Origin of the sequence: Neobacillus niacini (assembly GCF_023715785.1) — a bacterium.
In the GTDB taxonomy this organism is placed as follows: domain Bacteria; phylum Bacillota; class Bacilli; order Bacillales; family Cytobacillaceae; genus Neobacillus; species Neobacillus niacini_E.
On sequence record NZ_JAMBOX010000001.1, the window covers coordinates 114,963 to 134,507 of the forward strand.

The window sequence follows — 19,545 nt, forward strand, 5'->3', positions numbered from 1 at the left end:
ATACGTGATATTATTAAAAATAAAAATAATTTATTGCATTGCTTATTGGAGGTAAAGCACAATGTTCTCAATTGAATTACATAATGCTATTTGGCTTTTTTTAGTCATATTTATGTTGCACGACTTTGAAGAAATAATCAGTGTTGAAAATTGGTCTCGGAAAACGTCTTACTTAGTAGAAAATACTAATAAACGTTTAAAGATTTTAATTTGGAACTTTTGGAAAATAAATTCACATTCTTTCGCTAAAAGAGATGTTGTTATATTTCTAGTTGGATCTACATTTGTATTCCTAAAAGTTGAATTTATAGATAATAGTTGGATAGCTAACATATTTTTGTTTTTTTTGTGTTTTGTCCTTTTACATAACCTCGTTCATATCATACAAACACTCATTTTGAGATCTTATACCCCTGGTCTTTATACGGCTATTGGACTTGTTACACCATATACAATCTATCTATTTTACAGATTAGTATAATTGTATTGCTGCACTGTTTTCGTCAAATTTCTTCAACTTCGCTATGTGAAAAGACCACTGTTTCATTTTCACCTTCGGGTATTCTCACCCTTAATGTGATTGTAGAATCAGTTATTGCAACTAAAGAACCTTCACGACCAAAATACAAATTGTCCTCATTGCAAACCAAAAACTCTCTGATTTCCATTTTAGATCTCTCCTTACTTTTAAATTTGGGTCAATTGATTCGAACTTCGCCTTAATTAACTTTCTTTCGCAGGTCAAAAATGAACGATTGTATTTTAGGTTTATTGAATTGATACAGCTTATCTACTGACCAATACGGAGCGATAATTTCAATACCATCTTCCTTAATTGATAGGTTGCCATTAGCGTCATATTTGCGGTCATAGTATTCATCATAATCCGAGCCAAAGTTGTCGGCTTCCTTTGGTACAATACTTAACCATGCTTCATTAGCTACTTCTTCGATATAATCAGCAAATTCTTTAAATCCTTCTTTTGTAAATTCATAATAAAAACGTTCCTCACGTTCCTTTTTACCATTGCCATTTTCAAAGATGATTGCTGATTTTCGATGTTTAACGACTAAACCGTTATCAAATACTTTAGTTTTCATAAAAATCGCCCTTTCACTACGTCGCATTTTTGTCGTTTGTGCACTGAAATTTAATTACTAGTTTGAAGGTCAATGTCTGGAATAATTGCCTCTGGACGAATAATGACTTTGTAGTGGAAAGGGTCCTCTTTCTTTGCGTCCAGCTGTTCAGCAAAGAAACTCACATTGTCACTTAAACCGAGATAATGTTTTTTGTACTTGTCTTTTCCGACTTTACAAGTAACTGTCATTCTTCTGTCACTGTCACCGTTTCCGAGAGAGCAAAGACCTTCAATGACCAACAAGTCTCTGTCTGTAATTCCATTGAAGAAAACAACCTTTCGTTGAACCTCAAAAGAATCAGCTGACTTTGATAAGTTTTGTGAAACGGTATCTGCTTCAGTGCATCCAACTAGAGCAACAACAGCCGTAAATCCTAAAATTAACATTCCAATTTTCTTCTTCATTTTCATCAACCTTTCGATTTTTGTGTCTATTCCGTATAAGCAAACTTGCAGTTAGTACAGTCAAACCCGCTTTCCGGGACAAAATTATCCTCAAACACTTCGTACAACGGGCATGTATTCCAATCCTTTGTGCAGCCATTACATTTAACCGCCATAATCTCCGAGCACCAATCGTAGAACTGCTGGCGAGGCATTACCGCGTTTTGTATTTTGTCTTTGATGTCCCGATTCACCTTTTGTAGTGTGAAATCATCGACCAATTTAAAGTCATATTTCATCAGTTTTTTGTTGATCTGTTCCTGCTCTTTCTTACTGAGGCGATTATATACAGACATAATAAATTTACTTAAATACGTTTCTGCCATTTTCAAACTCTTATGTTCACCCTTAGTCATGTTGTCCCGTTTGGTCCATTCTTCCCGCATTGTCTGTAGTTTCGGACCATCCATACCCTGATTTCGAATTCCGATCGCCATTTGCAAAACAGAGTTCATAACCAAAAACTGATTTTTTTCTATTGAATTCAAATAGTCTCTCATTCTTCATCCTTCCTTTTTCTATTCTCAAAATATTGCTGCTTTAATTGTTCGATTTGTTCAATGGTCGGCTTAGGATTAATCTGTTGCATAAAATCAGCTAGTTTTTTCTTAAAGAGTTGATGATCTTCGTCCACAAATATTGTTGATTGTTTGCGCTCTAATTCCTTAATCTGTGCTTTAGCCCGCATTAACTCTCCAGTAAGCTCAGCAATTCTACGGACCAAATACTTTTGCAAGTCGGCTGTTTCTTCCAGGGCCATGAGCTCCCAGTTATAATCCTTGTTATTAGCCTGGTCAATTGTGGTTCCGTACTTTTTAAAACCCTTTTCATCCTGTGAATCTATGATTTTGGTAAACTCATCTATAACTATTTGACTTGTTAAAGGTCTGTTCATGATTTACTCCTTCCCCAAAAACGCATTTATCCGTTCATTTGCTAAATCCAAATACCACCAGTAATCTAGCTTCCCAGGTATCGACATCCCGGTTACATCGTCATTGATAATAAAGCAGCGTTCCGGTGTGTATGATATTTTTTCTGGTGATCCATCCTTTACCCTTCGAAGTTCTTTATCCTTCGTATCAATGCTGGCAAAGACCCGGAAAACTTTTTCATGCATACGTTTGGATCCGTACACTGCATGATCATATTTATTGGATATCTTCACGATTTTTTGAAACTTAATAAGGTCCTTGCATCCAAAGATGGTTTCCTCAGGATCTATTCCTTTAACGAACCAATTCACTATCGCTTCATTGACGATAGGAAGGTCATAGTCCAAACTGTTAAGCTTTTTGACATAGGAACCCTTGGATTTATATTTGCCATCGGCATCCACCAAAATATAGTTATTAACGTCCTTTTGAATGACTTTGACAAACTCATCAAACTCGAGCTCCATTTTGGTCCGCTGCTCCCACTCATAGCAGATGTCATCGATTAAGTCATAATCATTATAGTGCCGTAATTTAACCAGGATACCGTCTGTATTGGATTGGATAATGTCACAATAAGGCTCAAGCTTTTCAATTAAATCCAGCAGTAATGTCATACCACCAATACAAACATTGTTGGCTTGTAACGGGTCATAAAGTCCGTTATATTTATCCTTCATTGCTCCGTATGTGCCGTTAATGACGATTTTCAGCGGCGCCTGACGTTTATCTTTGGCAGCCTTATATCTTAGCCTGGTATCACGAATTTCCCGAAATTTTTCCGGATTCTTTACGTTACGACTTAAATATCCGTACTCGATCATTAAAGCAGGGTAATAGCTGGCAACATCGATATTAATAAAGTGACCGGTGCCAAAATAATTACTTCGCGCCCCATGTAGACCGCCCCAGGCAAACAAGTGCGGTACCCCGGCAACCTCTATCTCTAAAACCTTGTTATAGTCCCGATTATCCCAATAGAAATCCAACACTTCGGTATATTTATGGATTTTCAATGTGGGTGGAAAAGTAAAATCGAATTCATCGTGTCTTGGTGTCTGTGGCTGTCTCGCTTCCAGAATGACAGCTGACAGCTGCGCTTTCGTCTTGGATATATTCCGTAAAGGCAGGTTGAACATTTTCAATAGCTCAATTTGGGACTCAAACTCTTCAAGATTGGCCATGAAAATATGCATTGTTTCATGGACATCATGCCGGCAATATCTAATAACGTCTTCAATTTCATCATCTGTCAGTTCTCGATCAATCGTGAAATCTACCGAGGATTCACGAATATCATGACCTTGAAAACCTTCCAGCTGCTTCAATGACCTTAATTTATTGGTCATCACATCGTAGTTATAAAGCTGTATCTTCCAGAAATCCTTGTAGAATTTCCATCCTGGCTCCCGTTTATTGATAATCCACTCGTTAATTTTTTGAGGTGTAAAACCACAAATTATAGCTTTCAAAATATATTGGTCATAGTGCCGACTGTTATAGCCAATCCATATATCGGATTTATGTTGATTGTAGTAATCTATTAACGCTTGAGTATTATTCACAAAAACCTTTTCCGATTTTGTGTCAGTATCCGTTATGACCACTAACCAATCATATTTAAATACCTCAAAGTCGTAGAAAAGCATTTTCAATCACCTTTTAAAACTTGTTCGGCCATTCTTATACACGATGCTGCTGTATCAATTAATTCTCGGTAAACACTATCCATATCATTTTCCTGTAAAGCTTCAGCCACTTCACCGGCTTCTTCCATAATAGTGATAAAGCGCATTGGAAGTGGTAATTTGTTTGGATGGAGGCGATCCTGTCTTTCACGCTCAAGGTTAATATCGTTAAAAATTTTGGCCCTTTGTTCATTCATATTTGATTCTCCTTAAAACAAAAGGGAAGGTCAGAACCTCCCCTTTATTCAATTATTCAACTTCAAAGACTTCCTCGATTTCTAACGTGGTGTATCCCTTTTTATCAGTGCCCTTTACAATCAGGTACTCAAATTGCCCGTCAATGTCCTCGTGGATGTCGAGAACTAGGTCAGCATAATCTTTAAATCCGGTAAATTTAACATCTTCCTTTTTGCAATCCCAAAGGGACCGGAGCATTTCATTATTGCGGTGTACCTGAAATCCAAAAGCACTATCATTTTGCGGCTGCATTACACCGTTGTAGAAAATACGTTTATTTTCATATTCGCCGGCCACGACTTTAAATTGAATTTTTAGCATTGGGTCACCTTTTTTAGAAGTACCCAGTTCCATCTTTTCTACTTCCACTTCATATGAACCATCGGGTAGTTCCTCGAAATTGCCACCGCCATTTTTTTCAACTTCTTCAACATCGGATTGCAAAGCCTCTAAATCTACCTGCTTATCAAACTTGCTCCAATCAAACTTATTTTCTGCCATTATTCTTCATCCTCCTCATCTTGATTTACAGAAACGGTGCCATCCTGGTTAACGGAATATTCGATTTGGCCCTTAGGTGGTTCTTCAGCTGGTGCAGGCTTCTTAATTGGTTTAGATTCCATAAATTCTTTTGGTGTGTCATAGCTGAATGCCAGGTCAACCAAGAAATATGTGCCTAATTTATTGTGCTTTTCGCTAATTTTGAAGGATGTTAGATAAACATCATCCTTCGCTTCTTCAACGATTGATTCTGCCTCTTCACGAGTGTCAGCGTAATGCTGCTCTTTTACATTTAGCTCTTTAATTGCCATTATTCCTCACCTCTGTTTCTACGTGTCCTACGAGTACGGGCCGGCTGTTCTTCGGTAGCAGTATCTTCCCCAGGAGGCGTATCTTCTCCCTCTACAGCCTTACGTTCCCGGCGTTTACGCTCACGCGGTTTTTCTTCTTCAGCAGGTGCTTCTTCGGATTTCCGTGATTTGCGTTCCCGCTTTGGTTTTTCTTCCTCTACCGGCTGTTTTTCATCAACCACTTCTTCAGATTCCTGATTATCTTCTCGGCGGCGTCTGGATCGTTCAGGCTTAGATGGGGAATCCGATTTCTCAGTTCCTCCACCATCTGGAGCAGATTGGGGTTCTTCAGTTTTTACCCGACCGGTACGCTTGTCCTTTTTCTTGGTTGATTTCCCTTCCTGGGCAGCTTTTAACTCTTCGATAAATGCTTCCATTTCTAATGGAATAGTTTCAACTTGGAAATCGAAACGACCACCACCAAAAACGTTTTGCTTCTTGGCCAGCTGCAGGAATCTTTCATCCTCGGAATTTACGAAAGCACGTAATGTTAAATCCACGGTACCCGTAAGGAAATTGGCAACCTTATCATTGATGTTCGGCTTGAATGTGGTCCGCTTAGAACCGCCTTTGAGAGTGATTTCTTCAACTTTTTCTTTGCTGATATAAATGATTTGGTAACCCAATGCTTTTAAACGCTTCATAGCGTTATTAAACTCGGTAGTAACCTTGGACCATCCTTTACCATAGGAACCATCTGATTCATGCTCCCATCCGTTTTTCTCGAAAACGTAAACCCGGCAGTGTTCATAAATGTCCTCTACAAGGTCCAGAGCAACAGCTTCAAAATCATTTTCTTCTGTTTCTAAATCGGAAATCGTTTCAAGGAAAACATCCCAGGCCAATTTACGGGTTGTCACGCGGCCAGACTTGGTGACAACATCCTTAATCGGTTGTACTGGTGCTGTGGTATTATCGGTATTACCATCCGTGTTAAGGAATAACACATTGTCCACATGATCCACAAACGTACTCTTTCCAACATATGAATCTGCATAAATCCAAAAGTCCGGATTGGTGTCAATCTTGCGCTCGCGGCGCTCATTTTTCGGTAGTGCCATTACAATCTCTCCTTTTTCGTTATAAATAGCTTCCAAGTAATTTGGTGCAAAACGCGGGTTGCAGCTGAAGCACTTCCCGCTCGTGTTTTTCGGAAAATCCTTTGCTCTTTCGATATCGGTAATTTTATTTTTGAAATAGACTGTTTCCATTTCGTCGAAAGTGATAGGCACTAATTTAACCTCTGAATCGGCTACTGCCTGTACAATCCTTTTCCGAAAATGGAATAGATCCTCGTTGTTCTCTTGTTTTAAAGTGGTCTTTGGAACAAACAAGTATGCTAATCTTTTTACATCAAATCCATCTTGCTCCAGGTAATCTTTGTAGATATGCAGCTGGCCGGATTCGAGATAATTCTTAACGTTGTTGGAATACTTGAAATCCATTACCATACAGGACCCGTCTGGTGCTTTCAGGATTAAATCGACAAATCCAAGATAATTTGGAAAATCTAGTTTGTACTCATGGATAAACTCAAATTCTCCAAAGTTTTTATTCAAGAAATCTTTAACCTTAGGAATCAAGATTTCGAGCTTCATTGCTTCTTCAATTATCCGATCAGTGCAGACCGGGAAGGAATTGTAATACTCCTTTAAAGCTGTTTCCACATCAGTTTCAATTCCAGTATGGAGAGCATGTCCAATAATTAAAGGGTTATCAGCATCATACTTAGGTAATTCTGTCAGCTGATCAATGTATCTCAGCTTAAAATGATACGGACAGTCATTGAATAGTGACACTCGGCTGTAGCTGTACTGGGTCACTTAAACCACCTTTCTTTCCAGGCTTCAAAATCCTTAGGCCTTAAAATATAAGCCTCACCACCCGAATCCTTTATTTTCTGGATGTTATGTAGTTGAAGCTTGGTAGGTTGTCCAACATCCGTTTTTAATTCAATTCCATGAAAAGTTCCATCGATGCATGCCAGTATGTCCGGTATGCCCTGTTTGGTGTACTGACTGCCGGCCCAATATTTAAGGTGCCAAGCATTTTTTTGTTTCAGAAAATCCATGACTTTCTTTTGAAAGGCTGATTCACGCATTTACTTCACCTTAAACATCACGTAGGCTTTTTTATTGGTCACTTTCGGATAATCTTCCAGTAGTTCCCCGTACAATGCCGGCTCTTTTTCTTGAAGCTTTTTCAAATCAATCGATTTAGAAGAACTGGCAGCAACCCTGGTGATTTTCAAAAACTCATTATCAATAGATTTAATTTCGTGCTGATCCATTGCCGCTTCTAATTCAGCTTTCAGGTTCTTTTGCTGTTCGGTTAATTGTTTAATTTGCTTTTCAGCCGCCGCAATACCGGCCATTACCGCTAAATACTTATTTTCAAACTGAACTACTTCATTAGACATTTATTTTTCCTCCTCAATTAAGTTCCAATGGATAGAATCAACATTCTCCAAAAACACAACTTTGTTATCAACAATGAAATATGCATTTTTCTTGTCTAAGAGTGGTATAGATTCGAAAACTTCAACTAACGCTTTGATTGTTTCAACTTTTGATGAGATTACAGACTCCCCATTACTAAAAGTGAAACGTATAAAATTTTTGGTTTGTGGTACTGCCGGCGGTTTCACTGGGCACCATCCTTTTTATCTCTGGCTTCAGCCAATCGTTCAGCTGCGGCTCGTTTTTGTTCATCGGACATCATACGCTCGGCCCTCATACCCACCTGTTTCTCGGTGAGGACACCTTTAACACAAATCGGCTTGCCATCTTCCTCTTCTATGGTGAATAATTCTGTGATTTTACTAAGTTTTCGAATGTGTTTTGGAACATTGGAGTAAACGTTCCATGTCCCTTTTACAGGGTCGAAAACCAAACAGGTTTCTTGCTCTTCTCGGGAATATGCCATTAATGTTTATCCTCCAACGGTTCAATAGTTTCTTCCAGCAATCCCGGATTTTCAAACTTATTCCCAACAATTTCAACCAAATGTCCATAAGAGGGATTCCAGTAATCATCAAGGAACATGTCCCCCGCCATAAATCCACCACAATCGAAACGCACTTCATAGAGTTCATCTTGGGCAACCTTTATAATGTCAGATTCAAAGATCTCTTTTCCGTTCTTATCCTTCATACCGGTGTATTGCATCAGGTTAAAACAAAGTGTACCTGGAATAGTACCTTCTACATCCGGAAACTCTTTATCAAAGGCAAAATCAAAACCATCATTACCGTCATAACTAAGGGCGAGGTTTTCTGGTAGAACCATCTTGTTCTCTCTTTCAAACCAAGCCCGAAACTTAGACTCTCGACTCACGACATCTCCTCCTTCTCAAATAAGGCATCCGTATAATCTTTCCGTTCTTTCAGTACTTCAAGCATCCGCCATTCAATGGATCCATCCGTCAGCAGATAATAATAGAAACATGCTCTATCCTGCCCAATCCGGTGGGTCCGCTTTTTTGATTGCTCGAACAGTTCACTCTTATCGGTCAGGGAGAAATACACAATCTTATTGGATTTCTGTAAGTTAAGCCCCATGGCACCGGCTTGATACTGTATCAAAGTCACTGAATTATCATGCTGCTCGTATGCAGTAAGGTCCTTTAAATCACCGTTAATTGTCGATACAGGCTTATCAATCATGTCTACCAATGCTGCATACTCTTTTTTGAAGTTGTAGAAAATAATGATGCGGTCATTGGTGCTGTCGATTAGATCCTTCACATACTGAAGCTTGTTGTCGTTGTAAACCCCCGCCAGCTGACGCAAGTACAACTTCTTACTGGTGGCCGTATCCCCAATTAACTCTTCGCCGTTCAAGGTTACAATGCTATGCTGTTTAAATTCCTTGTACTGCTTGGTAGTCGGAATCTTAACCGTCACATCATTGACTGCCGGTAAATTGAAAACTTCCTCGGTCTTCATAAACACCGCGCCATATTGCTTTAATTTGGCTTTCAAGCGGTCCACATTTTTGTAACCAGTGATCTTATATTGCTGATTCCGGTCATCCCATTCCTGGACAACAAACTGCTTCATAAATAATTTCTTACTTATCCCCCACCCAAGAAGATGCAGCTGGGACCACAACTCTTCATACTTACCACCAGTAGGAGTACCCGAAAGCAATATCACGTTATCTGCGCTCAATTTCATAATGAATTTAGTGCGATTTGACGATTCATTTTTAATCATTGAAGATTCATCCAACATGAGTGTGAAGTGTTTTAATTTCAATAATTCAGGGCGTCTCCAAACCTTGTCGTAGTTGATGATTAAAACCGACTCAGGTGGGATTTTTTCTATAGGCTGTTGGTCGAAAATGATTACCTGGTATTCTGGATAGAATGTTTGGAAGTGTTCCATCCAATCTTGTATTTTTGACTTTTGACAGATTACCAGATTATAAAGTTCATTGAGCTCCCACATTTTCTCGCTACCTACGAAAGTTTTCCCAAGTCCCATATCAAGGTAATAAGCGACACGATTTTTGTCGTACGTTTCATCTAGTGCTCTTTCCTGATGTTGGAATAATTTAATGATTATCACCTCGATTCGTGCTATAGTGAGAGTGAAATAAGTTTTACTTTAGATCCGTGTTGCAGCACGGGTCTTAATTTTTTCTATCCGACCTTCTCGGCCATTTTTCAGGCTCGACTTTCCTCTGCTCTTTGATGTAGTTGTTTAACGTAGATAAAGTAATTTTTAGAGCATCCGCAATATAACTTAACGGTATACCTTGCATAAACAATTTATGGAGGTATTCTGTGTCCACTCCGTCTATGATTCTGTTGCTTTGTTTTTGTCTAGTTTCTAAGCTCTTTTCTTTCGCTTTTGAATATTGCATTTCAGAAACATTAACAAGGCCTGTACCACTTGGCTTATCGGTCGGAACAATCGGATTCTTTTTGACATATTCTGACCGTTGTCCCTCCGTCATCTTCCAGGTGTGGACTCTTCCGGCCGGCAGAATTATAGTCATTTCTCCTGAACCAACATCACGGATATCTTCATCTCCGCAATTTGGGCAGCATATTTCTGACTGATCTTCAAATGCCTGTTCCACCGCGAATGAAAGAACGCAATCCTGGCATTCGTAAACGTGATATAACTGCTTCATTTTTTTACTTCCTCCTTGCAGCATATAGTGCCATTAATTTTTGCTGAATCGTCATGGCCAACCATTTCTTTGGTTTAATTTTCACGGATATCACCTCCTTTAAATGACCATAATTAACAATTGATTCCTTTGATTTGGATGTTTAATAGATCAAGAGTTAGACGAATTCCGTCCATGTGTCCCGAGTGATATTCGGTTGCAGGATACTTTTTCTTGAATACTCCCTGATCCTGAAAATGTTTTAAAAGTTTCTCCTCTGGCCCCGGCTCTACCTCGTAACCTACATACAGTGCCCGGCAGACAGTATCGATATCCAAATCATTTAAAACGGAACGCTCACCCTCCCATAAATCTTGGGAATGCCATTGAACAACATTTGATGGGACCCCACCGCTAATTTCAAGAGCACTTTCCAACGCCTGAGCTTCTTCTTTCGACAACATGACTTTTTCCATTCTTTTTCTCCTCCATTTTTAGATTAAATGTTTGCTAGTTTTCACATTTTTGATAGTGCTTTACAGGAATCTAGTAAACTCGACAACATTTTTCGCGGTGATTGCCGAAAAAAGTGAGGTTTCTCAACCTCGGTTATTGCTGTTATTAAGCTGATCCGTGTAAGCTACCTCACACTCGATGCTGCAGAAATATTTAAAGGCATATGTCTCTTTACCGCACTGGAGACACTTGTTCATTAGAAAAACCTCAACGTAATAGCTTCCATTGCTAACTTTTTGTTATTTTCATCCAGATAATGCATGTCGGAAAGGTTTACCTTATTCCTTTCGTTGAAAAGGTGTAGTGCCAGGTTAAGCATGAATTTCTCGGATCCCGACCATGGACCAGCTTCTTTTTTAAGCGCTGCTATTTTGATAGAACCACCTTCAAGGTTAAAATATTTGGTAGTAAAAACACTTTGTAGCTTATAGTGATTTCGAAATAGATGAATAACACCTTTCCAGTACCGATCCGTAGCAAGATGGCTTGGTATAGTTGCCACTTCTAACCCTCCTTTAATGTGAGAACCGTTACGAAATGTTCTCCCCTCTTTTCAACCCTCCGGTCATACTTTTTAGTAATTGCTGATTTCTCTTTTCGAATACCCCAGGCACCAGCTGCATTGATTAATTCGGATAACCCGTGAGGAACCGGAACTGAATGACCGTCTACTGACATTCCTGTAATTGTTATGTTCATGTATCACCCAACCTTATTTGTGGAAAGATAACCTGTTGAGTTACCTTCTCATTTTCCGAGAAATTTAATTCAAAAAAAATGACGGATCAACATCCAACCCTTTGCAGATTTTTCCCAAGTCCTCAGCTGATATTTTAGTCTCACTGTTGATAAGGCGATAAAACCTCTTTTCTTCAATCTGGACTTTATCTGCAACGAAGTTAAACTTAAGACCATTTTTTTCAATATAATTTCTGATTTTTTCATTGATGCTCAAAGTCTTTTACCTCCTTTCTCACTTTCTGAGAACCTTGTGTGTTAAATATATATCTCATTTTCTGAGAAGTCAAGAATAATTTCAATTTTTATGAGAAAATTTTCTTATTTTTTGAGTAACGATGCTAAGATGTTCTCATAGGGAGGGAATATCATTGTCAACATTAGGGGAACGTTTAAGAATTGCTCGCGAGAAAAAAGGTTATACCCAAACAGAGGTATATCGTCGGACAAACATAAATAATAAAACATTAAGCCGTTACGAAAACGATGGTAGTGAACCTGATTTGGAAACATTACAACTTTTATCTCAATTATACGAGTCTGATTATGAATGGTTAAGCACTGGTAAAACATCTTCCTTCACAAATAAAGATGAAATTGACATTGCCAAAAGAATGGAGCAAATCCGTAAGGATCTAACCAGTGAAGATGGTCTTCTTTTTAATGGGGAACCGATGAGCGAGGAAGCTGTAGAATCATTTCTGGAAGCAATGGAAGTTGCCGTCCGCCAGACACAAAGGATTAACAAAAAGTACATTCCTAAAAAATACAGAAAAGACGATAACATCTAGTAGGGATGCGGGGTCGATTACGTTGAGCTGGATTAAAGACAGAGTAGCTAACCTAACAAGGAAATATAAAACGAATGATCCGTTTGAACTCGCATCAATGATGAACATCCAAGTGATTCCACATAATTTCCACGAAGAGATTAATGGGTTTTACAAATATGATCGAAGAAATAAATACATTTTTATCAACTCTAATCTAAGCGATGAAAACCAACTTTTTGTATGTGGCCATGAATTAGGACATGCTGTATTGCACCCTAGAGCAAACACTCCGTTTTTAAGAAAGAATACATTCGTTTCAGTTGATAGATTAGAAGTTGAAGCGAATAGATTTGCTATTGAACTATTAATTAACAAAGATTATCTAACTGAAAGTATTTCAATCTATGAATTAACGAGACTATGTGGGATACCAAATGAACTAGCTTATTTAATCAAAGCTAATTTTTTTGGTAAATAAACCAAACATACATTCTTAAATGAGGAGAATTTACAATGAGAGCTGCATTATACATCCGTGTTAGTACGCAAGAGCAGGTCGAGAATTATAGTATTGAATCACAACGAGAACGTTTAGAAGCTTATTGTAAATCCAAAGATTGGATTGTTTATGATACTTTTATTGATCCTGGCTACAGTGGATCTAACACTGACCGTCCAGCTTTGCAGCGATTACTAAGTGATTTAAAAAACATCGATGTTGTTGTCGTCTATAAGCTGGACCGTCTATCTAGGTCACAAAGGGATACCCTTGATTTAATTGAGGAACATTTCCTAAAAAACAATGTGGAATTTGTATCCATCACAGAGACACTAGATACATCCACACCGTTCGGAAAAGCCATGATAGGTATTTTATCCGTCTTTGCCCAACTTGAACGTGAGACCATCGCTGAGCGCATGAGGATGGGCCTAATTAAACGGGCAGAGGAAGGATATTGGTCTGCCGGGGGAAATTATGATCCCGCCGGGTATGGGCTTCGTGACGGTGAATTATATATCAAGGGGGACGAAGCTGCACATATTAGAGCAGCATTTGATTTGTATGAGCAATATCATTCTATAACAAAGGTTCAGACAGGTTTAAAGGAATTAGGATTCCCGGTATGGCGGTTTAGAAGGTACAATGATATTCTTCGTAATCGTTTATATATTGGTGAAGTGAGTTTTGCAGGAACCTGGTACAAAGGCCGACACAAGTCCATCATAAGTAAAGAACAGTTTACCAGGGTACAAGTGCTTTTATCCAGGCACAAAGGCAATAACGCTCATAAAGCTAAACAAAGTTTATTGTCAGGTCTCATAACCTGTGGGGATTGTGGGGAAAATTATATAACTTACCAAGCAAGAGACAAAGTTAAAAAGGATAAGTATTACCGGTATTACCTGTGCCGGGCCCGCCGTTTTCCATCTGAATATGATGAAAAATGTATGAACAAAACTTGGAATTATTCAAAACTGGAGGCATTGGTTATTGACGAAATTAACAGCCTGATAATTGACAAAAAAACAGATAATAAAAAAACGAGTAAAATCGACTATGATAAATTAATGAAAAAAGTCGATGAAAAAATGGAGCGCACTCTAGCTCTGTATGTAGAAGGAAAAGTGCCAGTTGCGTTATTAAACAAACAGGTAAATACACTTGAACAAGAAAAAATCCAATTACAGATTCGGAAAGATAACCAGAACAAACAACTAAATAATTTTACTGAACAGGAATTAAACCAATACTCCATTGACCTCTTATCAGCAGACTTTCCAACTAGACAAGCCATTGTTCAAAAGTTAATAAAGCAAATCGAGATCCACGACGAAAACGTAGAAATCGCGTGGAATTTTTAACACAAAAAATTATGTATTCATTTCCGGCCACGCAGACGGCCCATACTAGAAGCTCCTGTTTGTTTAAGATGGCTTCCACCACTTTGTCCGACGCTGCTTGCTGCCCTTTTGAAAGCGTACCCTGCCAGTCCATGATTTTTAGTGGCAGCATGGTGTCAGGCACTGGGCCATTCCATCCGAAGAGCGGCGTGCATTCGCTTATACGCCCCATCATGAGGCAATGGCGGCAATAGAGACAGGTCTCACCACACCGTGCACAAGGGTAGACTGCGAACCATTGTGGGTCCTTGTTCCCGCAGCGGGTGCAGATTGGCTTTTTCCCGTTGTAGTCAATGCCTTTGCGGAATGTAATATACCCATTTTCATAATGATCCTGAAGATTGTCGTGTTGGAATGGAATGTCGTCCAGGAGGAATTGTTTGCCGGTAAGGAGCTTTTGAAGGTCATGATTATATGGATAGTTCGAATCTGGCGGCGGTTGGGGGATTGCTGGAATTTGTGAGATTTTGAGCGAATCCTCCGTGAAGAATTTTTGCATGATGAGCTTGTTATTTTTTATTATAAAACGCATGGGGCACCTCCCTACCCGACTTTAGGGAAGTTCTCTCAGATAGCACAGGGAATTCTATTGAATGAGGAAAATATAAACGGCCCCTTTTGCTGCCTGAGGAGGGCAGGTTTAATTGAAAAAGAAGTTTTTGAGCAGTATCAATAGTTGGAATGTGTAGGAAGCTCCGGCATTCGGTATTGGTAATGGATGGCTTTATTAACAGAAAGTAATCTCTGACTCCTGCAATAAAAGCATCGTTTGAAATGAAATCACAAACAGGACAATGCCACTTTCTTCTTTTAAGGTAAGTCATTGGGATGTGAAGACATTTAGGGCAGCAAACTCCGGTTCGAATGTCGTTGCTCGAAAGGGAGTATTCTTTTAAAATATCAATTTTCATGGGACTGTGGTTGCTAAAAAGGAATTTTGCAAGATCAATGATAGTATTGTCGTTTACTCGTGGCTGGGTATACGTTTTTTCCAAACCTTCTATTTTGCTAAACAAATCCCTGCCTTTGCAGACTTTTTCTAAGGTTCTGTAGTCATTGGTATTAGTTTTTAAAATGGTTTTAGTACTGCTGAAAAAAACAAGGTGATCAATCGGGAGAAAATTCAACCCGTTTGCGGCAAGAATTCCGCCTAGAAGTTTGCACAGCCGCTTCGCTTGAACGCGGGGATCCTCAAAAACATCCTCTGTTCCATCATTGTTGTATCGAATTAACTGGTTAAATACATTATCAAACAGTACTGTTCCTTTAATATTTTTAGCTTCAATTATGAGAATGTAATTTCGAGTGATAAGCAGAGTGTCAATTTGAAAGTGGATGCCGTTGTGTACTAGCTGGAGGTCGTGAAATATGTAGTATTTATCGTGTGGAAGTTGGTTTACGAAATGGCTTAAAATCAGTTCACCTTTGTAACCGGCTTTTATCTTCGCAATGTCTTTTTCAATATCCGGTAATTTGTAATGGCCCGGAATAATACGAATTTTTAAAGCTTCGGTCAGTATTAGCCATAGCGGAACTGGAAGGTCCTTCATTAACAAGTATCATCACTCCCTAAATTTCGGTTAGGTATATTTTATTATTTCTTGATAAAATTGTCGAATTTTAACACAAATTTAACTGGCCCGGTGGGGGAGAAATGGATATTCGCCGAATTGGTGGAGTTATTCGCCGATTTGAGTCCATTATTCGCCGAACTCTATAAGTTATTCGCCGAACTTCATGAGTTATTCGCCGAACCATGTTTTTAGATTACCTTTTATAAACACTTCCCCCTAATCATGGGGCTTAATCGGCTATTCGCCGAATTAGTGGAGTTATTCGCCGAACTGAGTCCATTATTCGCCATACTCTATGGGTTATTCGCCGAACTCCAGTAGTTATTCACCAAACCAAATTCCAGAAGATTACTCTCCCAAAAAACGCACCCCCTGTTACATACAAAAAGCCAGGCACAGCAGCCTGGCTAAAAGGTAAACTCTTAAAAACTATTTCCTCATCCACCCCATGCCCATGGCACCTTCCCCAAGGTGGGTGCCGATAACAGCTCCAAAGTAGCCGATAGAGAAGTCAACGTTCGGGTACTGGGCCGCAAGCTCGGCCTTCCACTCCTTGGCTTCTTCCTCGCGATTGGCGTGGATAATGACAGCCTGGTAGCGACCGCCTCCCATAGCATCCTCGCCGAGAAGCTCCTCAATTCGCTTCATTGCTTTTTTCCGGGTGCGAATTTTTTCAAACGGGACAATGACCTTGTCCTGAAAGTGCAGGATGGGTTTCACTTGCAGCAAGCTACCGATTAGCGCAGCAGCACCTGACAGCCGTCCGCCACGCTGCAGGTGGGCCAAATCGTCGACCATAAAATAAGCCCTTGCCGAGTGCTTCAACTCTTCCAACCGAGCGATAATCTTCTCGGGCTCCACATCGTGAGACGCCCATTCCGCCGCCTCAAGGGCATAAAAGCCCTGAACCATGCAGCTGACTTCCGTGTCAAACGGATATACCTTGATGCCTTCTACCATTGTTCCGGCCGTGATGGCACCTTGATACGTCCCGCTGATGCCGCTCGATAAATGAATGCTGATGACGGCATCGTAATCTTCAGCCAACTTCTCAAATAATTCGACAAACTGGCCGATTGGCGGCTGGGACGTGGTCGGCAGCTCCTTTGTCTTTACCTCTTCATAAAATTGCTGCCACGTGATATCGACTTCTTCCTGATACGGTTGGTCGCCGAAAATCACATTTAACGGGACCATATGGATGTTCCATTTGTCCCGTATTTCTTTCGGTATGTACGCGGTACTATCCGTGACAATTGCCGTTTTCATATATAATTACCATCCTTATTTTTTACGAAAATATGTCTGTAGAATATTGTATATGAAACAGACATAAAATGCATTCTTTTCCACAGAAATCGAGCAAATAAAAAGGACACGCTATGTCCGCGTGCCCCTCTCAACCATATTTAGCGTACTTCCACCCAGCCATTTTTAATTGCAACAACTACGGCTTGGGTGCGGTCGTTGACGTTCATTTTTTGCAAAATGTTAGATACGTGGTTTTTAACTGTTTTTTCACTGATATATAACGATTCGCCAATGCCGCGATTGCTTTTCCCATCTGCCAGCATTTGCAATACCTCGCACTCGCGGCGTGTCAGCAAATGCAATGGACGGCGGATTTCTACGGTTTGGCCATAGGAACCCCCACGCGAAACACCTGCGGCAAGCTTACGGTATTCATTGACCAAATTATGGGTCACCTTAGGATGCAGATAAGAGCCGCCATCAGCCACAACACGCACCGCTTCAATCAATGCATCGGCATCCATTTCCTTTAGCAGATAGCCGCATGCCCCGGTTTGCAGGGCATGGGTCACATAATTTTCATCGTCATGAATGGATAGTATAATAACCTTTGTGTCCGGATATTTTCCAATCAGCTCTCGAGTTGCCTCGACGCCGTTCATTTGCGGCATATTGATGTCCATGATGACAACATCGGGACGGTGTTCCTCGACCAGCGTCAATGCCTCACTGCCATCATCGCCCTCGGCCACAACCTGGAACGATTTCTCAAACTCTAATATTCTCTTAACACCTTCTCTAAAAAGCTGGTGATCATCAATAATAATAATTTTGGTTGTCATGTGTAACTCCCCCTAATCTGTTCAAATTTCCCATTGGAGTAAGTGTTACGGATCGATAATATTTTTAAAATGAATGGTACTCGGTGCCTGACACCAATTACTGACTAGGCACAGTGTTAACCGTGCCATCGGTGCCTGACACCGCCATCAAGAAACTTTTTTTAAAAAAATTTGTTAAGAACTTAGCGGAACCTGGATGTGGACTGAGGTGCCCTTGCCGATTTTGGAGTCGAAGGTAATTTTCCCCTCCAGCAATTCGGCACGTTCGCGCATGCCAATCATCCCGAAGGAGCCTTCCTTCTTCTTGCTGGTATCAAAACCGATGCCATTGTCCTTGATCAGCACGTTGACCGTGGTGTTGGTGATTTCGAGTTTAACCTTGATTTGGCAGGCATTGGCATGTTTCAACGAGTTTTGTACGGATTCCTGAATCAGGCGGAACAGAGCTACTTCATACTTGGCCGGCAGCCGGCGCTCCTGTCCAATATTTTCAAATTCAATGCTAGAGTTGTTATGATATTCTTCGATGGTGCGCAAATACTTTCTGAGAGTAGGAACGAGCCCCAAATCATCGAGAGCCATCGGACGCAGGTCGTAAATAATTCTGCGTACTTCATATAGGGCGGATCGCACCATTTTTTTAAAGCTTTGAATTTCGGCAAGTGCCTCATCGCCTCCCCGCTCCCGATATACACGTTCCACCAAATCGGAGCGGACAATCACATTGGCCAGCATTTGCGCCGGTCCATCGTGAATATCCCGGGAAAGCCGTTTGCGCTCTTCTTCCTGGGCTTCTATCACCTTCAGGCCGAGGTCCTGCTTGGCTTTTGCCGTTTCAAACGCTTCGCCAAATTGTTTCAGGTCACTTTGCAAATAATTCATCACGACACTAATTTGCGAAATCAGCTGCTCAGCCCGTTCAATCGTTTGATGTATGCTGTTCAGCCGGCGCTCAAGCTCATCGCGTTTTTCCAGCAGCTGCTTTTTGTACTGGAGATTGATCGATAGGTCCATTTGCAGCTGATGCGCTTTTTCGTATGCCTCACGCACCTCTTCTTCGGAATACTTTTTAAAATTCATGCTTACTTCCGAGAGTTTGTGCCTTGCTGCTTTGACCAGTTCCTCCAGCTGGGTACCTTCCTCGTTAAGCTTCACCATCACTTGCTTAATCGAAGCCAGTTCATTAGTAATGTTGTCATAGTCCTGACGACATTGTTCGCTGATTCGGAAGATATCACTTTTGCTGACCGTGACCGTATCAAGCATTTCCTCGCGGATTTCATCGATCGATTTAATGTTCATTTGCATCATTTTCATAACGGACTCCTCCGGGTCATTCATTTTCCCTTTAGGTCTTTAACATACTTTACCACTGTTTCAATTTATTGGCTAAGGTTAAGACTCATTTTTGCAGGCCATTACCTCATTTTCGTAAAAAAGTAGTATACTTATTATACTAAACTACTCCCTTAAACCTATGAATGTGGTTTTATTAACTATATTTATTATATCATTCGAACTTTACACCTATAT

At 40.1% G+C, this 19,545-nt stretch carries 30 protein-coding genes; 4 read left to right on the forward strand and 26 right to left on the reverse strand.

Features of this window, described 5'->3' with window-relative positions; translation table 11 throughout:
- Nucleotides 1-61: 61 nt before the first annotated feature.
- Nucleotides 62-481, forward strand: coding sequence for an HXXEE domain-containing protein (locus M3234_RS00620; RefSeq protein WP_285858177.1), 420 nt, complete (start codon nucleotides 62-64; stop codon nucleotides 479-481).
- A gap of 22 nt (nucleotides 482-503) precedes the next feature.
- On the opposite strand, the gene M3234_RS00625 is transcribed toward M3234_RS00620, so the two are convergent.
- The 21 genes from M3234_RS00625 to M3234_RS00725 all read right to left on the reverse strand — a co-directional run bounded on the left by M3234_RS00625 (nucleotide 504) and on the right by M3234_RS00725 (nucleotide 11,887).
- A complete protein-coding gene (locus M3234_RS00625) occupies nucleotides 504-668 on the reverse strand; it encodes a hypothetical protein (RefSeq protein ID WP_262302820.1) in 165 nt (54 codons plus the stop codon).
- Nucleotides 669-719: 51 nt separating this feature from the next.
- A complete protein-coding gene (locus M3234_RS00630; protein ID WP_262302821.1) occupies nucleotides 720-1,100 on the reverse strand; it encodes a hypothetical protein in 381 nt (126 codons plus the stop codon).
- 50 nt (nucleotides 1,101-1,150) lie between these two features.
- The gene (locus M3234_RS00635; RefSeq protein ID WP_262302822.1) at nucleotides 1,151-1,546 is read right to left on the reverse strand and encodes a beta-sandwich lipoprotein; all 396 of its coding nucleotides are present in this window, start codon (nucleotides 1,544-1,546) and stop codon (nucleotides 1,151-1,153) included.
- 26 nt (nucleotides 1,547-1,572) lie between these two features.
- Nucleotides 1,573-2,085, reverse strand: a complete 513-nt coding sequence (locus M3234_RS00640; protein WP_262302823.1) for a DUF5651 domain-containing protein — start codon at nucleotides 2,083-2,085, stop codon at nucleotides 1,573-1,575.
- On the reverse strand, nucleotides 2,082-2,480 hold the full coding sequence (locus tag M3234_RS00645; RefSeq protein ID WP_262302824.1) for a hypothetical protein: 399 nt from the start codon (nucleotides 2,478-2,480) through the stop codon (nucleotides 2,082-2,084). Before M3234_RS00645 ends, M3234_RS00640 begins: the two co-directional genes overlap by 4 nt.
- 3 nt (nucleotides 2,481-2,483) lie before the next feature.
- On the reverse strand, nucleotides 2,484-4,169 hold the full coding sequence (locus M3234_RS00650; RefSeq protein ID WP_262302825.1) for a hypothetical protein: 1,686 nt from the start codon (nucleotides 4,167-4,169) through the stop codon (nucleotides 2,484-2,486).
- A gap of 2 nt (nucleotides 4,170-4,171) precedes the next feature.
- Nucleotides 4,172-4,405 (reverse strand): nucleoside triphosphate pyrophosphohydrolase family protein, encoded by a 234-nt coding sequence (locus M3234_RS00655; protein WP_262302826.1) that lies wholly within the window; start codon nucleotides 4,403-4,405, stop codon nucleotides 4,172-4,174.
- Nucleotides 4,406-4,457: 52 nt separating this feature from the next.
- Entirely contained in the window at nucleotides 4,458-4,946 is a 489-nt protein-coding gene (locus M3234_RS00660) for a DUF669 domain-containing protein (protein ID WP_262302827.1), read from the reverse strand.
- Nucleotides 4,946-5,257 (reverse strand): organic solvent tolerance protein OstA, encoded by a 312-nt coding sequence (locus M3234_RS00665; RefSeq protein WP_262302828.1) that lies wholly within the window; start codon nucleotides 5,255-5,257, stop codon nucleotides 4,946-4,948. Before M3234_RS00665 ends, M3234_RS00660 begins: the two co-directional genes overlap by 1 nt.
- Complete coding sequence (locus M3234_RS00670; protein WP_262302829.1) at nucleotides 5,257-7,119, reverse strand: AAA family ATPase; 1,863 nt, start codon at nucleotides 7,117-7,119, stop codon at nucleotides 5,257-5,259. The genes M3234_RS00665 and M3234_RS00670 overlap by 1 nt, the downstream gene beginning before the upstream one ends.
- Nucleotides 7,116-7,397 (reverse strand): VRR-NUC domain-containing protein, encoded by a 282-nt coding sequence (locus M3234_RS00675; RefSeq protein WP_262302830.1) that lies wholly within the window; start codon nucleotides 7,395-7,397, stop codon nucleotides 7,116-7,118. The genes M3234_RS00670 and M3234_RS00675 overlap by 4 nt, the downstream gene beginning before the upstream one ends.
- On the reverse strand, nucleotides 7,398-7,715 hold the full coding sequence (locus M3234_RS00680; RefSeq protein ID WP_262302831.1) for a hypothetical protein: 318 nt from the start codon (nucleotides 7,713-7,715) through the stop codon (nucleotides 7,398-7,400).
- The gene (locus tag M3234_RS00685; protein WP_262302832.1) at nucleotides 7,716-7,943 is read right to left on the reverse strand and encodes a hypothetical protein; all 228 of its coding nucleotides are present in this window, start codon (nucleotides 7,941-7,943) and stop codon (nucleotides 7,716-7,718) included.
- On the reverse strand, nucleotides 7,940-8,221 hold the full coding sequence (locus M3234_RS00690; RefSeq protein ID WP_262302833.1) for a hypothetical protein: 282 nt from the start codon (nucleotides 8,219-8,221) through the stop codon (nucleotides 7,940-7,942). The genes M3234_RS00685 and M3234_RS00690 overlap by 4 nt, the downstream gene beginning before the upstream one ends.
- Nucleotides 8,221-8,631 (reverse strand): YopX family protein, encoded by a 411-nt coding sequence (locus M3234_RS00695; RefSeq protein ID WP_262302834.1) that lies wholly within the window; start codon nucleotides 8,629-8,631, stop codon nucleotides 8,221-8,223. Before M3234_RS00695 ends, M3234_RS00690 begins: the two co-directional genes overlap by 1 nt.
- Nucleotides 8,628-9,857, reverse strand: coding sequence for an SNF2-related protein (locus M3234_RS00700; RefSeq protein ID WP_262303544.1), 1,230 nt, complete (start codon nucleotides 9,855-9,857; stop codon nucleotides 8,628-8,630). The genes M3234_RS00695 and M3234_RS00700 overlap by 4 nt, the downstream gene beginning before the upstream one ends.
- 73 nt (nucleotides 9,858-9,930) lie before the next feature.
- Nucleotides 9,931-10,437, reverse strand: a complete 507-nt coding sequence (locus tag M3234_RS00705; protein WP_262302835.1) for an FmdB family zinc ribbon protein — start codon at nucleotides 10,435-10,437, stop codon at nucleotides 9,931-9,933.
- Nucleotides 10,438-10,550: 113 nt separating this feature from the next.
- Nucleotides 10,551-10,892 carry a hypothetical protein gene (locus M3234_RS00710; RefSeq protein WP_262302836.1) on the reverse strand — a complete coding sequence of 114 codons (342 nt, stop codon included), beginning with the start codon at nucleotides 10,890-10,892 and terminating at the stop codon, nucleotides 10,551-10,553.
- Between the two features lie 236 nt (nucleotides 10,893-11,128).
- Entirely contained in the window at nucleotides 11,129-11,434 is a 306-nt protein-coding gene (locus M3234_RS00715) for a hypothetical protein (protein WP_262302837.1), read from the reverse strand.
- 2 nt (nucleotides 11,435-11,436) lie between these two features.
- The gene (locus M3234_RS00720; RefSeq protein WP_262302838.1) at nucleotides 11,437-11,631 is read right to left on the reverse strand and encodes a hypothetical protein; all 195 of its coding nucleotides are present in this window, start codon (nucleotides 11,629-11,631) and stop codon (nucleotides 11,437-11,439) included.
- Nucleotides 11,632-11,695: 64 nt separating this feature from the next.
- Nucleotides 11,696-11,887: a helix-turn-helix domain-containing protein gene (locus M3234_RS00725; RefSeq protein ID WP_262302839.1), complete on the reverse strand. Its 192-nt coding sequence runs from the start codon at nucleotides 11,885-11,887 to the stop codon at nucleotides 11,696-11,698.
- Nucleotides 11,888-12,041: 154 nt separating this feature from the next.
- Between M3234_RS00725 and M3234_RS00730 the strand changes: the two genes are divergently transcribed.
- Genes M3234_RS00730 through M3234_RS00740 form a run of 3 tightly spaced genes read left to right on the forward strand, consistent with a single transcriptional unit; the run spans nucleotide 12,042 to nucleotide 14,306 of the window.
- Nucleotides 12,042-12,461, forward strand: coding sequence for a helix-turn-helix domain-containing protein (locus M3234_RS00730; protein WP_262302840.1), 420 nt, complete (start codon nucleotides 12,042-12,044; stop codon nucleotides 12,459-12,461).
- Between the two features lie 22 nt (nucleotides 12,462-12,483).
- Complete coding sequence (locus M3234_RS00735) at nucleotides 12,484-12,921, forward strand: ImmA/IrrE family metallo-endopeptidase (RefSeq protein ID WP_262302841.1); 438 nt, start codon at nucleotides 12,484-12,486, stop codon at nucleotides 12,919-12,921.
- Between the two features lie 35 nt (nucleotides 12,922-12,956).
- A complete protein-coding gene (locus tag M3234_RS00740) occupies nucleotides 12,957-14,306 on the forward strand; it encodes a recombinase family protein (protein WP_262302842.1) in 1,350 nt (449 codons plus the stop codon).
- On the opposite strand, the gene M3234_RS00745 is transcribed toward M3234_RS00740, so the two are convergent.
- The 5 genes from M3234_RS00745 to M3234_RS00765 all read right to left on the reverse strand — a co-directional run bounded on the left by M3234_RS00745 (nucleotide 14,227) and on the right by M3234_RS00765 (nucleotide 19,329).
- Nucleotides 14,227-14,877, reverse strand: coding sequence for a hypothetical protein (locus M3234_RS00745; RefSeq protein WP_262302843.1), 651 nt, complete (start codon nucleotides 14,875-14,877; stop codon nucleotides 14,227-14,229). The genes M3234_RS00740 and M3234_RS00745 overlap by 80 nt on opposite strands.
- Nucleotides 14,855-15,895, reverse strand: a complete 1,041-nt coding sequence (locus M3234_RS00750; RefSeq protein WP_262303545.1) for a nuclease-related domain-containing protein — start codon at nucleotides 15,893-15,895, stop codon at nucleotides 14,855-14,857. Before M3234_RS00750 ends, M3234_RS00745 begins: the two co-directional genes overlap by 23 nt.
- Before the next feature lie 453 nt (nucleotides 15,896-16,348).
- Nucleotides 16,349-17,188: a DegV family protein gene (locus M3234_RS00755; RefSeq protein ID WP_262302844.1), complete on the reverse strand. Its 840-nt coding sequence runs from the start codon at nucleotides 17,186-17,188 to the stop codon at nucleotides 16,349-16,351.
- Between the two features lie 140 nt (nucleotides 17,189-17,328).
- Entirely contained in the window at nucleotides 17,329-18,012 is a 684-nt protein-coding gene (locus M3234_RS00760) for a response regulator transcription factor (RefSeq protein ID WP_262302845.1), read from the reverse strand.
- A 174-nt stretch (nucleotides 18,013-18,186) separates the two neighbouring features.
- The gene (locus tag M3234_RS00765) at nucleotides 18,187-19,329 is read right to left on the reverse strand and encodes a sensor histidine kinase (protein ID WP_262302846.1); all 1,143 of its coding nucleotides are present in this window, start codon (nucleotides 19,327-19,329) and stop codon (nucleotides 18,187-18,189) included.
- Nucleotides 19,330-19,545: the final 216 nt, after the last annotated feature.

What these genes read in the sequence shown, in the direction of transcription:
- M3234_RS00620 (WP_285858177.1), top strand. Translation starts at nt 62, where the DNA reads ATGTTCTCAATTGAATTACATAATGCTATTTGGCTTTTTTTAGTCATA.
- M3234_RS00625 (WP_262302820.1), bottom strand. Translation starts at nt 668, where the DNA reads ATGGAAATCAGAGAGTTTTTGGTTTGCAATGAGGACAATTTGTATTTT.
- M3234_RS00630 (WP_262302821.1), bottom strand. Translation starts at nt 1,100, where the DNA reads ATGAAAACTAAAGTATTTGATAACGGTTTAGTCGTTAAACATCGAAAA.
- M3234_RS00635 (WP_262302822.1), bottom strand. Translation starts at nt 1,546, where the DNA reads ATGAAGAAGAAAATTGGAATGTTAATTTTAGGATTTACGGCTGTTGTT.
- M3234_RS00640 (WP_262302823.1), bottom strand. Translation starts at nt 2,085, where the DNA reads ATGAGAGACTATTTGAATTCAATAGAAAAAAATCAGTTTTTGGTTATG.
- M3234_RS00645 (WP_262302824.1), bottom strand. Translation starts at nt 2,480, where the DNA reads ATGAACAGACCTTTAACAAGTCAAATAGTTATAGATGAGTTTACCAAA.
- M3234_RS00650 (WP_262302825.1), bottom strand. Translation starts at nt 4,169, where the DNA reads ATGCTTTTCTACGACTTTGAGGTATTTAAATATGATTGGTTAGTGGTC.
- M3234_RS00655 (WP_262302826.1), bottom strand. Translation starts at nt 4,405, where the DNA reads ATGAATGAACAAAGGGCCAAAATTTTTAACGATATTAACCTTGAGCGT.
- M3234_RS00660 (WP_262302827.1), bottom strand. Translation starts at nt 4,946, where the DNA reads ATGGCAGAAAATAAGTTTGATTGGAGCAAGTTTGATAAGCAGGTAGAT.
- M3234_RS00665 (WP_262302828.1), bottom strand. Translation starts at nt 5,257, where the DNA reads ATGGCAATTAAAGAGCTAAATGTAAAAGAGCAGCATTACGCTGACACT.
- M3234_RS00675 (WP_262302830.1), bottom strand. Translation starts at nt 7,397, where the DNA reads ATGCGTGAATCAGCCTTTCAAAAGAAAGTCATGGATTTTCTGAAACAA.
- M3234_RS00680 (WP_262302831.1), bottom strand. Translation starts at nt 7,715, where the DNA reads ATGTCTAATGAAGTAGTTCAGTTTGAAAATAAGTATTTAGCGGTAATG.
- M3234_RS00690 (WP_262302833.1), bottom strand. Translation starts at nt 8,221, where the DNA reads ATGGCATATTCCCGAGAAGAGCAAGAAACCTGTTTGGTTTTCGACCCT.
- M3234_RS00705 (WP_262302835.1), bottom strand. Translation starts at nt 10,437, where the DNA reads ATGAAGCAGTTATATCACGTTTACGAATGCCAGGATTGCGTTCTTTCA.
- M3234_RS00710 (WP_262302836.1), bottom strand. Translation starts at nt 10,892, where the DNA reads ATGGAAAAAGTCATGTTGTCGAAAGAAGAAGCTCAGGCGTTGGAAAGT.
- M3234_RS00720 (WP_262302838.1), bottom strand. Translation starts at nt 11,631, where the DNA reads ATGAACATAACAATTACAGGAATGTCAGTAGACGGTCATTCAGTTCCG.
- M3234_RS00740 (WP_262302842.1), top strand. Translation starts at nt 12,957, where the DNA reads ATGAGAGCTGCATTATACATCCGTGTTAGTACGCAAGAGCAGGTCGAG.
- M3234_RS00745 (WP_262302843.1), bottom strand. Translation starts at nt 14,877, where the DNA reads ATGCGTTTTATAATAAAAAATAACAAGCTCATCATGCAAAAATTCTTC.
- M3234_RS00750 (WP_262303545.1), bottom strand. Translation starts at nt 15,895, where the DNA reads ATGAAGGACCTTCCAGTTCCGCTATGGCTAATACTGACCGAAGCTTTA.
- M3234_RS00755 (WP_262302844.1), bottom strand. Translation starts at nt 17,188, where the DNA reads ATGAAAACGGCAATTGTCACGGATAGTACCGCGTACATACCGAAAGAA.
- M3234_RS00760 (WP_262302845.1), bottom strand. Translation starts at nt 18,012, where the DNA reads ATGACAACCAAAATTATTATTATTGATGATCACCAGCTTTTTAGAGAA.
- M3234_RS00765 (WP_262302846.1), bottom strand. Translation starts at nt 19,329, where the DNA reads ATGAAAATGATGCAAATGAACATTAAATCGATCGATGAAATCCGCGAG.